13 protein-coding genes are annotated in these 11,958 nt (G+C 68.8%); 7 read left to right on the plus strand and 6 right to left on the minus strand.

From position 1 onward, the window contains the following. Positions 1-140: 140 nt before the first annotated feature. Positions 141-572, minus strand: a complete 432-nt coding sequence (locus ABD116_RS11025; RefSeq protein ID WP_343967697.1) for a MarR family winged helix-turn-helix transcriptional regulator — start codon at positions 570-572, stop codon at positions 141-143. Between the two features lie 28 nt (positions 573-600). Between ABD116_RS11025 and ABD116_RS11030 the strand changes: the two genes are divergently transcribed. Then, positions 601-1,020 (plus strand): MarR family winged helix-turn-helix transcriptional regulator, encoded by a 420-nt coding sequence (locus ABD116_RS11030; RefSeq protein WP_343967698.1) that lies wholly within the window; start codon positions 601-603, stop codon positions 1,018-1,020. Between the two features lie 324 nt (positions 1,021-1,344). Here ABD116_RS11030 and ABD116_RS11035 read toward each other — a convergent pair whose 3' ends face one another. Further along, positions 1,345-1,521 carry a hypothetical protein gene (locus ABD116_RS11035; protein WP_343967700.1) on the minus strand — a complete coding sequence of 59 codons (177 nt, stop codon included), beginning with the start codon at positions 1,519-1,521 and terminating at the stop codon, positions 1,345-1,347. Positions 1,522-1,751: 230 nt separating this feature from the next. Here ABD116_RS11035 and ABD116_RS11040 point away from each other — a divergent pair, with 230 nt between their 5' ends. Next, positions 1,752-3,047 carry an NsdA family TPR-like regulatory protein gene (locus tag ABD116_RS11040; RefSeq protein WP_343967702.1) on the plus strand — a complete coding sequence of 432 codons (1,296 nt, stop codon included), beginning with the start codon at positions 1,752-1,754 and terminating at the stop codon, positions 3,045-3,047. A gap of 8 nt (positions 3,048-3,055) precedes the next feature. After that, entirely contained in the window at positions 3,056-3,592 is a 537-nt protein-coding gene (locus tag ABD116_RS11045; protein ID WP_343967703.1) for a GNAT family N-acetyltransferase, read from the plus strand. On the opposite strand, the gene ABD116_RS11050 is transcribed toward ABD116_RS11045, so the two are convergent. Together ABD116_RS11050 and ABD116_RS11055 are read right to left on the minus strand one after the other, a co-directional pair. After that, on the minus strand, positions 3,556-4,560 hold the full coding sequence (locus ABD116_RS11050) for a hypothetical protein (RefSeq protein ID WP_343967704.1): 1,005 nt from the start codon (positions 4,558-4,560) through the stop codon (positions 3,556-3,558). The genes ABD116_RS11045 and ABD116_RS11050 overlap by 37 nt on opposite strands. After that, the gene (locus tag ABD116_RS11055; protein WP_343967706.1) at positions 4,557-4,895 is read right to left on the minus strand and encodes a PadR family transcriptional regulator; all 339 of its coding nucleotides are present in this window, start codon (positions 4,893-4,895) and stop codon (positions 4,557-4,559) included. Before ABD116_RS11055 ends, ABD116_RS11050 begins: the two co-directional genes overlap by 4 nt. Positions 4,896-5,025: 130 nt before the next feature. Here ABD116_RS11055 and ABD116_RS11060 point away from each other — a divergent pair, with 130 nt between their 5' ends. Together ABD116_RS11060 and ABD116_RS11065 are read left to right on the plus strand one after the other, a co-directional pair. After that, positions 5,026-6,684 carry a PHP domain-containing protein gene (locus tag ABD116_RS11060; protein ID WP_343967708.1) on the plus strand — a complete coding sequence of 553 codons (1,659 nt, stop codon included), beginning with the start codon at positions 5,026-5,028 and terminating at the stop codon, positions 6,682-6,684. A gap of 36 nt (positions 6,685-6,720) precedes the next feature. Next, the gene (locus tag ABD116_RS11065; protein ID WP_343967710.1) at positions 6,721-7,632 is read left to right on the plus strand and encodes an oxygenase MpaB family protein; all 912 of its coding nucleotides are present in this window, start codon (positions 6,721-6,723) and stop codon (positions 7,630-7,632) included. On the opposite strand, the gene ABD116_RS11070 is transcribed toward ABD116_RS11065, so the two are convergent. Beyond that, positions 7,629-8,480: an SAM-dependent methyltransferase gene (locus ABD116_RS11070; RefSeq protein ID WP_343967712.1), complete on the minus strand. Its 852-nt coding sequence runs from the start codon at positions 8,478-8,480 to the stop codon at positions 7,629-7,631. The two genes, ABD116_RS11065 and ABD116_RS11070, sit on opposite strands and share 4 nt — an antisense overlap. A gap of 161 nt (positions 8,481-8,641) precedes the next feature. Between ABD116_RS11070 and ABD116_RS11075 the strand changes: the two genes are divergently transcribed. Then, positions 8,642-9,853, plus strand: coding sequence for an ROK family transcriptional regulator (locus tag ABD116_RS11075; RefSeq protein ID WP_343967714.1), 1,212 nt, complete (start codon positions 8,642-8,644; stop codon positions 9,851-9,853). A gap of 70 nt (positions 9,854-9,923) precedes the next feature. On the opposite strand, the gene ABD116_RS11080 is transcribed toward ABD116_RS11075, so the two are convergent. Beyond that, positions 9,924-10,520, minus strand: a complete 597-nt coding sequence (locus ABD116_RS11080) for a ParA family protein (protein ID WP_343967716.1) — start codon at positions 10,518-10,520, stop codon at positions 9,924-9,926. Positions 10,521-10,734: 214 nt separating this feature from the next. On the opposite strand from ABD116_RS11080, the gene ABD116_RS11085 reads away from it, so the two are divergent. Then, complete coding sequence (locus tag ABD116_RS11085; protein WP_343967718.1) at positions 10,735-11,946, plus strand: FAD-binding protein; 1,212 nt, start codon at positions 10,735-10,737, stop codon at positions 11,944-11,946. The last annotated feature ends 12 nt before the right edge of the window (positions 11,947-11,958 follow it).

The following is an 11,958-nucleotide window of genomic DNA, read 5'->3' on the forward strand; positions in this document are numbered from 1 at the left end:
CGCGGCGGGGCCGTGGCGGGAGCGCGGCGGGAGCGCGGTGGGAGCGCGGTGGGGCCGCGGTGGGGCCGCGGTGGGGCCGCGGTGGGAGCGCGGTGGGAGCGCGGTGGGAGCGCGGCGGGAGCGCGGCGGTGGTACTGCGGCTAGCTGCGGTTGAGGGCTGCGACGAAGCGGGTGAGGAGGATGGCGAAGGTTTCTTTGTCTGAGTCCGGCCAGTCGGTCATTGCTTCGGCGAAGCGGGTGCGGCGGATGGCGTGGACTGCGGCTAGGCGGTCGTGGCCCGCCTGGGTGAGGACGAGGTTGGTTCGTCGACCGTCCAGTTGATCGGCTTCGCGGCGTACCAGGCCTGCGGCGACCGCGGCGGCGACGAGTTTGCTGGCGCGGGGCTGGTCGACGCCGAGGGCCTCGGCGATGCCGTTCACGCCCAAGGGGTCGGGGCCGGCGGCCTCGATCGCGTCGATCACCTGCTGGCCCGAGTCGTCGGCGACGCCGGCCGCGCGGGCGAACATCCGCTTCGTCTGGCGGCGCCGGATCGCCACCATCGCGGCCTCGACCTCGGCGACGGGGTCGACCATCAGCCCTCCAAGATATATGCTCATTGACATGCACATGTCAGATGACAACAAGCCTATCGGATGGTGGCTGAAGGAAGTGGACCGGCTGCTCGAGCAGTCCTTCGAGCAGGTCCTCGCGGCCGACGGCGTGAGCCGGCGCCAATGGCAGATCCTGAACGCCGTCCAGGGCGAGGCGCCGGTCGCGGTCGCGCTGGCGCCGTTCCTGTCCGGCGATCCGGCCGAGCTGGCATCGTTGACAGGTCCGCTGACGGAGCGCGGCTGGCTCGACGACGACGGACTGACGCCGGCCGGAGTGGCGGCACACGCGCAACTGAACGAGAAGGTCCAGGCGCAGCGGCGGCGGATCACCAACGGGATCGTCGACGCGGAGTATCTGCAGACGCTCGACGTCCTGCGCCGGATGGCGGTCAATCTCGGCTACCGGCCCGCAAATGGTTCCGCTGTGTGACCGCCCAGGCGCGGCGGTCACACAGCGGATCCGGCCACCTCGGAGTGTGGCTCCTGGTGAGGTGTCAGGAGCCACTTGCCCCGCCCGGCCCGAGGTGTCGGCCAGGAGGTGGTTTGGAACGGCTGGGCGGCGGCGATACAGGGACTCAGCCGCCAGCCCAGCCGGGCTGGTGGGCGGTGCGGTCCGGAGCTGAGGATGCCCCGGACCGCACCTATGGTTTCGTCCGGAGCTGAGGAGTGCCCCGGACCTTCGAACGCTGACCCTGGACGTGAGGAGACCCCAGGAGCAGCTCCGGGTCTGAGGAGGACCCGGAAGAATTTGGTGTTAGACGTCGGTTTCCTGCTGCGGGCCGAGCAGGTCGTTGGTGACCTTGAGACCGGCGAAACGGCGCCGCATCGCCTGCTCGTAGCGCGCTGCCAACGGTGCTTCTGCCACGTACTGCGCGATCACATGCTCACCGAACCAGACCCGCACTCGGCGCCGGTGCTGCCTCGACGTCATTTCCGCAACAGTCACTGCTTGCTCACCCCGTAACTCTCAGCCCTTGCAACCAGTTGGACTTACTGGTTGTCATGGCAGTAATGGTGCACAGACCGACCGTGACCGCTCTAGGACCTGGAGAGGACCTTTGCCGGACCTCTCCCGGACCTCTGGCGGACATCTGGGTGACTGCACCTTGTAGTGGGGCACGAGTCGAGACAACGTCTTATCTGACGTGAACGGGAGGAACGATGGCGGGTAGGTATACGCCAAAGACGGTCCTGGCGCACCTGATCCAGCGCCGGAACCAGACCTACTCCGAGATCGTCGCCGAGTTCGTCGAGCTGGGTGGAACCATCACCGAGCGGCACCTGCGGCGCCTCGCATCGGGCGAGCGAGCAGGGACCACTCCACAGACCCGGCGCACCCTGCAACGCATGTTCGGCAAGCCGGTCGAGGAACTCCTCGCTCCGTACGTCCCCGAGCAGGCCGCCCAGGTGGTGCCGGCGCCTGCGGCGGGTGGACGGATCACGACAGGTAATGAGATGGAGGTACTCGACATGGCTGCCAGCCGTGCGCGGGCTTTTGCCCTCGCGGCCCAGACCGGTCTCGGAAGCGAGGCCATGGAACAGGTGTACGACGACGTGAGACACGTCGCGAAGGCCTACCCGCAGCGCCCGCTGCCGGAAATCCTCGGCCAGCTGGTCGAGACGCAGGACCTGGTCTTCGCGTTGCTGGAGAGCCGGCAGCGTCCGGAACACCTGCGGCAGCTGTACTTCCTCGGCGGCGTGACCGGTGGCCTCCTCGCCAAGGCGTCACACGACCTCGGCAACCCGCACGCCGCGCTGACCCAGGCCAGGACCGCCTTCCTGTGCGCCGACAACGCCGACCACCACGGGCTGCGCGCCTGGGTCCGTGGACTGCAGTCGCTGGTCTCCTACTGGGCCGGCAACCCGCACGACTCGGTCCGGTATGCCCAGCTGGGCGCCGGGTATGCCGAGCAGGCCAACAGCACCACGGGTGTCTGGCTCCCGGTGAGCGAGGCCCGCGCCTGGGCCGCACTGGGCAACGCGGACGCCGCCCGGGCCGCCCTGGTCCGCGCGGAGAACGCGTGGGGCACGGTCCAGGCCGACGAGCTCGACGAGATGGGCGGCCTGTGCACGTTCGGCCGCAACCGCCAGCTGTACTACGCGGCCGACGCGCTGGCCTGGCTTCCGGGCGAGCGGGAGACCGCCGAGCAGTACTCCCGGCAGGCAGTAGACGCCTACAACGACCAATCGCACCCCGAGTGGGCCTTCGGCGACGCCGCCGGCAGCCACGCCGCCATGGCCATCACCCGGATCGCGAGCGGTGAACTGGAAGGCGCCGCCGACGCACTCGCGCCGGTGCTCGGCCTGCCGGCCGAGCGCCGGATCAACGGTGTCGTGCACTCGGCCCGCCGGGTGCACCAGGCCCTGCGGCAGTCCGGGCACGGCGACGACGCCCGCGAACTGCAGGAAGAGATCGAGATGTTCACCCGGACGCCGATGCAGACCTTCCCGCGGTAGCAGGCGGGATGGATCCGCTCACCGGCGATGGCGTCAAGCTGCGCGAGTTCGTGCTTGACGATCTGGATGCCTATCTGGCCATCGTCGGTGACGATCGGGTGACCAACTGGCTGTCGTTCGACAGCCGGGACCGCGCGGCGGCAGCCACGACGCTGACCGCGATCGTCGAGCGGTCCCAGCAGCCCGAGCGGCCCGACTACCTGCTCGCCGTCACCCGCCTCGACGACGACAGGATGATCGGCTTCGCCCGGCTCGGGCCCACCGGAGTACGGGCAGCGCACCTCGGCTATGCGATCGCCGCGGACCACTGGGGTCAGGGCTACGCCACCGAGGCGGCCCGGGCGATGCTGAAGTTCGCCTTCGGGCCGCTCGAGCTGCATCGGGTCAGCGCCGCGATCGGCCCGGACAACCTGGCCTCGATCGCGGTGGTCAAGCGCCTCGGCTTCAGCTACGAGGGCCGGATCCGGCACCACGTCTTCACCAACGGCGACTGGCGCGACTCACTGCTCTACTCGCTGCTGGCCACGGAGTTCGCGGCCGGCTGAGGCCGGCGGTTGATCCGGACGGCGATCAGTCCGGCTGCCAAAGCTGCGAGCATCACCAAGAGCAGTACGCCGAGACCGCCGAGCGGCATGGAGCTGACCACTCCTAGTGGGCCGCTGGACGCCCAGGTCCCACTCCCCAGTGGGTCGAGGTAGAACATCAGCAGCCACGGCACCGAGTTGATGGCGAGTGCCGCTCCCCAGGCGCGGTGACCGGCGAGCAGCAGGACGATGGCGATCACGATCAACGCCGTGCCGAGCAGGACTCCTAGGCCGATCCGCAGCGACTGCTGGTCGGGCAGCCGGTAGAAGAACCAGTTGTCGGGGTAGAGCGACAGAGCCGTCACCAGCACCGCGCCCATGGAAGGGCACGCCACCAGCACAGCGAATCGGCCACGAGAAGTCATGGACCTTGTTGGGACGCCGGCGGCGGCGAGGGTTGCGATCACGGCGGTGAACAGCAAGATCGTGCCTGGGGGACGGGTGAAGCCGAACGACTCGGCCAACTGCTCGAGCGGCGGGAACATGACGGCGAGCGCGCTCACGGCGCTGGTTGCCGTCAACCAGCGTGCGGCGACCGGGCGGTCGAAGACCATCGTGATCGCGGCGAGCAGCCCGGCGAGGAAGCAGATCGATCCGGTGGTCACGTTGGCGACCGGCGAACCTCCCATGCTGGTCTGCGGATCCCAGGGCGCCCACTCACCGAAGATCAGGAAGGTACTGCCGATCGCCGCGAGCAAGGTCGCAGCGATCACCGACACGCGGTTGCGGATGCCCTGGACCAGAGTGGGAGGACCCGACTGGGTCAGTCGGACCCGGGCGGCATGAGCTGCCAGGTTGAGCAGGTCTCTGAGGTCGGTACGACCGCGGGCTTCGGCGGAGTCGATGAGCAGGCCGAGTGCCTCCTCGCCGTGCCGTTCACGCCACCAGCGGGGGTAGCAGCTGAGCACTCCCCTGTACAACGTGCTCATGCGGCACCCCCGCTCGGGCGGAGGCGGAGGCGGCTGATCGCCTGGGCGGCGTTCGACTGGAGGCGGGAGGCCTCGGTGGCCAGCGCCTCGGCGCCGGAGTCGGTCAGTTCGTAGTACCGGCGGAGGCGGCCGTCGACGATCTCCTCGCCGGCCGGGCGGACCAGGCCCTCATCACAGAGGCGGTCCAGGGCGGCGTACAGAGTGCCTGGGCGGAGGGTGACGCGGCCGCTGGACAGGCCGGTCACCTCGGTGATCACGGCATAGCCGTGTTTGCGGCCGTCGGCCAGCGCGGCCAGGACGAGGAACGTCGGCTCGCGCATCTCGGTGGAAGGCATGCCGATCACCATAGTCAGTTCATCGGTATATGACAACCATCGGTATGTGCGGCGACAGTTCATCCGGTGCACATCTTCGCGTCATCGCGGGCCTTGACAGTGACTTGTCAGCACAAGAAAGGTTCCCGCCATGACCGAGCAGCAAGTCCCCGAGTGGGCCGATCCCGACGTTCCCGAAGAGGCACTCGATCCGCAGGGGGTGTCGCGCCGTGGGTTGATCCGGGGCGCCGGGCTGCTGGGTGCGGGGTTCGCCGCAGCCGGGATCAGTGGGGTCGCGGGAGCCGGTGAGGCGGCGGCCAGTACTTCGTCTGGGGACCCGGAGCTGGTCTATCTGGTCGGCGACCATCACGTGCACACGCGGTACAGCCATGACGCGAAGTACGACTTCACCCAGCACGCGCAGCGTGGGGCGCAGTTCGGGCTGGACTGGATGGCGTTCACCGAGCACAGCAACTTCGGGCACGCGGACAAGGGCGCGGCCGCGGAGAACGTCGAGGTGCTGAAGGCGCGGGCCGAGAACCCGCGGATGCTGATCTTCCAGGGCCTCGAGTGGTACATCCCGGCGGCGGAGCACGGCACGGTGCTGGTCGCGCCGGGGCCGAACAACGTCGCGCTGCTCCAGCAGTTCGAACGCGAGTACGACGGCAAGCTGACCGGCCGCTCCGCCGACACTCCTGAGAACGAGGCGCACGCGCTCAAGGCGCTGCAATGGCTGGCCGCGCAGAAGCAGAGCGGGTTCGTCGACGACGTACTCGTGCTGGCCAACCACCCACTGCGGCTGGGCATCGACTCGCCGCACGAGCTCAGGGCCTGGCGGGACAGCGGCGTGATGATCGGCATGGAGGGTGCGCCGGGTTCGCAGGGCGACGCCGATCCCGCCTGGGTGGCCTTCCGCGGGACGACCAACTCGCAGCGCGGTGAGTACGTGAACAACCCGGGCAACGGCAGCTTCCCGGGGTACCCGAACGACGCCTACCGGACCTACGGCGGCTTCGACTGGGCGACGGCGACAGTGGGTGGCCTCTGGGATGCCCTGCTCGCCGAGGGCAAGCTGTTCTCGATCACCTCGAACAGCGACAACCACCGGACGATCTGGGACACCTGGACGGATGGGGTGTTCCCGCCCGGGCAGAACTTCGACTCGCTCGGGTGGAAGCCGTCCCCGACCGATGCGGGTACTCCGCAGGCCGGTAGCGACTTCTGGCCGGGTCAGTTCAGCCGGACGCATGTGGGCGTGACGAAGTACGGCTACCTGGACGTGATGGCTGGACTGCGGGCCGGCCGGGTGTGGGTGGACCACGGGCAGCTGGTCGACGGGATCGACGTACGGGTGGCTCCGGCCGGCTCGTCGCATCGCGGGGTCACGCTGGGCGGACGGTTGAAGGTACGCCGCAGTGAGCGGCTGGAGCTGCGGGTCACGGTGACCACTGCGACCCGGCCGAACTTCCACGGTCTGGTGCCGCAGCTGGCTCACCTGGACGTCATCCGGGGCGTGGTGACCGGTACGGCGCCGGACAAGGACAACTGGCGGGCACCGGACACGCGAGTGGTCGAGCAGATCGACGTACACCGGAAGACCGGTACCTACACGCTGCGCATCCCGCTGGGCCGGGCAGAGCGGTCGCACTACATCCGCCTGCGCGGTAGTGACGGCAGGCGGAACGGTCCCGGCTACCTGGGCCGCAAGATCGACCCGGCGGGCCCGATCCAGCACCCGAACGGCGATGGCGACCCGTGGCTCGACACCTGGCTGTACACGAACCCGGTGTTCGTCGACGTCTCTCACTGATGGTCGGGGGCATGGAGTGGTGGGCAGACTGGGAGTATGTCCACCACTTCGCAGGAGAACCTGTTCAACCCGTTGAGGGACGGGCTTGCCCGGATGATCCTGACGAAGGTGGCCGGGCCGGATCCCCTGGCTGAGCGGGCGCGGGTGCACGACACCCCGGGTCCTCGGTGGTTTGCGCCGGATCGGCCGATTCGGCGGGTGCACGGGGATGCGTCGATGTTCGCGGGTGGGTTGCGGGCATTGCTGCTGCAGTCGCTGCATCCGTTGGCCATGGCGGCGGTGTCGGCTCACTCGGGCTATCGCGGTGACCCGTGGGGACGGCTGCAGCGGACCAGCTATTTCCTTGCCATCACGACGTACGGGGCTAGTGCTGACGCGGAGGAGGCGGTGGCTCGGGTACGCGGGGTGCATTCACGTGTGCGCGGGTCTAGCCCCGATGGTGTTCGGTACCGGGCGTCCGACCCGCACTTGCTCAAGTGGGTGCACCTTGCTGAGGTGGATAGCTTCCTGGCCGCTTATCGGCAGTACGGCGCAGCGCCGCTCGACAGTGCTGAGAGTGATGGGTACATCGAGGACACGGCTCGGGTTGCTCGGGCACTGGGCGTGGTGGAGCCGCCGACCACTCAGGTGGAACTGCGGCAGATGCTGGAGGAGTACCGGCCGGAGTTGCGCGGTACGACGGAAGCACGGCAGGCGGCTCGCTTCATCCTGGTGCACCCGCCGGTGCCACTCGCTGCACGGCCTGCGTACGCCGTACTGACTGCTGCGGCGGTCGGGCTGTTGCCCTGGTGGACTCGGTGGCCGTTACGGTTGCCGTTCTTGCCGCTGGCTGAGGGGACTGTGGTGCGGGCCGCTGGGGAGGGGCTGACCCGGACGATTCGGTGGGCGTTGGCGTCGCCCACGCTCGAGGCCGCGATGAATGTCGACAAGTCGCCCCTGCCGGATTAGGGCTTGCGCGCGAGGCCGCAGTACAGGATCTGGCCGGCGCCTGCGCGGAGGCCGGCGGCCGGGCTCTCTTCGAGGACGACGCCCGGCGGCCACCAGTCGTAGAGGCGGACGACGCCGGGGTCGAGGAGCTCCAGGCCGTCGAAGAACGCGGTGATCTCGGCGGGGGTGCGGAAGCGCAGGGACGGGAACCGTTCGTGGAATTTCGCTTCGAGGTCCGTCGACAGGCGCGCCGCTTCGCTGCCGTCGCGTGGGTTGCAGGCGTGGCTGATCGCCAGGAACGAGCCGGATGGGAGCGCGTCGACGTACGTACGGACCAGTTCGCGGGTCTGGTCGTAGTCCTCGAGGTGATGCAGGACGAGCGCCTGGATCATCGCGATCGGGCGGCCGGGGTCGAGGTTGCCGGTGACGATCGGGTCGGCGAGCAGCTTCTCCGGCTCGGTGAAGTCGGCCGGTACGAAGAAGGTGTTGTCGTTGTCGAGGAGCAGGGCGCGGCCGTGGGCGATCACGGCCGGATCGTTGTCGACGTACACGACCTTGGCGGCGGGGTTGATCTGCTGGGCGAGCTGGTGGGTGTTCTGCGCGGTCGGCAGGCCGGAGCCGAGGTCGAGGAACTGGGTCAGCCGCGCGTCGCGGGTCAGCCACTCGACGACGCGGGCGAGCCAGCGGCGGTTCTCCCGGGTCCAGTCGGGCAGTTCGGGGGCGATCTCGAGGATCTGCCGGACGACGGTGCGGTCGCACTCGTAGTTGTCCTTGCCGCCGAGGAACGCGTCGTACACCCGCGCGACACTCGGTTTGGTGGCGTCGACACCGGGAGCCACGACGGGGTCCTGGCTCGTCGGGTCGGGCATTCACCAACCTCTTTCCGGTCGCCCCGGTAGCTTTTCCCCTCGCTCGAGGCTAAACCGGAGCGGCGGTGATCCTCCGGGCGGCGAGGCAGTCTTTGCACTGTTTTGCGGTCGGAGGTGCGCCCGGAGCGATGAAAGGCTCCCGACGCCGGTAGTTTGGTCCTGTGCCGTTGCGCCCGAACCGCCCGCTGCCTCTCGCTACTCCGGCGGGGGTCGAGGTGCTGACCAGGATTCTGACCCAGGGACCGATCCCGCGGGTCGAGATCGCCCGGCGTACCGGACTCTCCCAAGCCGCCGTCACCAAGGCCGTCGCGCCGCTGATCGAGGCGGGGTTCGTGACCGATCAGCCGGTCGCCGTGCCGGTCGACGACGTGGGGCGGGTGGAGCTGGGGATCGGGCGGCCGGTGAGCCCGCTGACGGTGGTACCGGACAGCATCTCGGTGATCGGGCTGAAGGTGACGCCGACGGACCTGATCGGCGTGACGACGGACTTCCGGGCGGGGATCCGGGCGGTACGTCACCAGCAGGTGACCGACACGTCGGCGGAGTCGGTGATCAAGCGGCTGGCCGAGCTGGCCAAGGAGCTGATCGAGACGCTCGACGATCCGGCTGATCCCGCGGGGCCGCTGATCGGGATCGGGGTCGCGGTCTCGGGGGATGTCGACGCGCTGCACGGGGTGGTGCGGGACTCGCCGTTCATGGGATGGCGCGATGTGCCGCTCGCTGCGCTGCTGTCGGAGCAGTTGAAGGTGCCGGTCGTGGTGTCGAACGACGTGCGGGCACTGACGGTGGCTGAGCACTGGTTCGGGGTCGGTGTGGATGCCGACTCGTTCGCTGTTGTGACGATCGGGTCTGGGGTCGGGTGCGGGCTCTACATCAACGGCGAGGTGGTGTCGGGGGCGCATGGGGTGTCGGGTGAGCTCGGGCATCTGCCGTTGGCGCCCGGGGAGCTCGTGTGCACTTGTGGACGACGGGGTTGCGTGGAGACGGTCGCGTCGTCGGACGCGATTCTGGCCCGGGTACGGGAAACCACTGGCCAGCCGGACCTGGACCTGTCCGGAGCCATCGAGCTGGCCCACGACGGCGACGAACACGCCCGCGAGGCCTTCGACCGGGCCGGCGAGGTCATCGGCTCGGCCCTGGCCGCGATGGTCAACCTGGTCGGCCCCGAACTGGTCGTCATCGCCGGCGAGGGCGTCGCCGACTACGACCTCTACGACCAGCGCATGCGCCAGGCCTTCGCCGACCACGCCTTCGGCGCCGCCGGCGACTGCCGCCTGATGCTCCGCTCCCACACCTTCGACGACTGGGCCCGAGGCGCTGCCGCCACGGTCATCCGCTCCTACGTCCGAGGCGAACCACCCCTCACCCGCTGAGCTTTCGGCGGGGGTTGGGGCAGTTTTTAGCCCTTGCCGGGGGTATTTACCTCCCCGGTCGAAGGTGTGGCTAGCTGCGGGCGGCGGCTAGGATTTTTCGCCAGACCTTGCGGTAGGACTCCAGGCCGTCTTCGGCCAGGGGTCCGGTGGGGCCGGCGGTGATGGAGACCCGTTCGGGGATGGTGCCCCAGACGGGGATGTTCTCCTCGGCGTACTGCTGCATCGCCTCTTGGTAGCTGCGGGTGTAGGTGCGGGCCGAGCAGATCACCAGGCCGACCGGGATTTCCTTGGGAACCAGCTCCAGGACTGCCTTCACCCGTGGGGTTTCCACGCCGCCGACCCGGGTGGGGATGACTACCATGCGGGCCCGTTCGAGCGCCTTGTTGAGGAGGCGTTCGTGGGAGGGGGGCATGTCCACCACCCCGATGCCTTCCGGTGGCACCCGGTCCAGCGCCTTCGTCAGGAGTCGCTCGGTCGGCGCCTCGGAGATCTCGATCCTGGCCAGGTGCTCGTCGTCGGAATCGGCGATCCAGTCCGCGGCGCTCCCCTGCGGGTCGGCGTCGATGAGGGTGGCTGTGCGACGGTTGGAAGATGCCAGCGCGGCCAAATACACCGACGTGGTTGTCTTACCTACCCCGCCCTTCAGTGCAGCTGTCACGATGATCATGGAACCGACGCTACCCGGTCCGGCCACATTTCCGGCGTGTCGTCGGCGTTGCTCGCGCGCCGCGTGATAATTGCCGGTAGCCCCGAACTAGCTCAACCACCCTTCAACCTGTACGCCGGAGGTCCCCTTGCAGGGTGAGTACCTGGTCGACCGTGCCAGCCGTGAGCGGGTGTCGGAGGACGCGGGGAGGTACCGGACGAAGGTGCCACAAGGTGTGCTCAGACCGGCCTCGGTCGAGGACATCCAGGAGATCGTCCGGCGCTGCGCACAGGACGGCATTCCGGTCGCCGCCCGCGGCCTCGCCAACACCACCGACGGCCAGGGGCTCACCGACGGCGTGTTGATCGACATGACCTCGCTCAACACCATCCATGAGATCGGCGACGACTACGCGGTCGTCGATGCCGGCGCCGACTGGCTGCAGCTCACCAACGCGGCGCATGCGAAAGGCCTGACTCCGCCGGCACTCACCGGGTTCCTCGGGTTGACCTTCGGCGGGACGCTCTCGCTGGGTGGGATCCCACCGGCGATCCAGTCGGGCGGCCAGGTCGACTCGGTGATCGAGCTGGAGGTGGTCACCGGCACCGGCGAGCTGCGCACCTGTTCGGCGGAGCACGACAAAGAGCTGTTCGAGGCTGTGCTGGCCGGCGTGGGGCAGTTCGGGATCATCACCAAGGCGACTGTTCGGCTGGTGCCCGCTCCGGAGCGGGTTCGGGGATACACGCTCGCCTATGCGGACATACGGGAGCTTCTCCGGGATTTCCGGACTCTGCTCCACCGGTCCGAGGTGAGCGAGTTGTACGGCGAGTTCGGCGAGATCCAGCAGCTCAGCGCCTTCACGTTCCATCAGACCGCCGAGCCGCCGGACGACCAGCACGTACTACGAGAGCTGACACCCACCGAAACCACGCTCACCCACAACGACTTCCTCCCGCACGTCACCCGGATCGACGACGCGGTCGAACAACTCCGCGAAGCGCTCGACTGGGACCACCTGGCCAAACCCTGGCTCACCCTCTGGCTGCCCGAGGAGTCCGTCGAGCACTACGTCACCGAGGTCGTTCAGAGCCTGACCCCGGTGGACATCGGCATCGGCGGCTTCGTCCTGCTCTATGCGCACCGCCGCGCCAAGCTCACCCGCCCATCGCTGCGCCTGCCCCAGGACGACAGCGAGTGGGTCTACCTCTTCACCGTCATGACGGCCGGACAGCCCGGCGCGGAGTTCGCCGACGAGATGCTCGCCCGCAACCGCCGCCTGTACGACCGGGCCCGCGCGCTCGGCGGCACGCGGTACCCGATCGAGTCGGTCCCCTTCAGCCAGGCCGACTGGGCCGACCACTACGGCGACCGCTGGCCCCACCTTCAAGAACTCAAGCGGACAACAGACCCGGCCGGAATCCTGACCCCCGGCCCGAAAATCTTCTGATCTCGGGGGAAG

The organism is Kribbella koreensis, from assembly GCF_039525325.1.
GTDB lineage: Bacteria > Actinomycetota > Actinomycetes > Propionibacteriales > Kribbellaceae > Kribbella > Kribbella koreensis.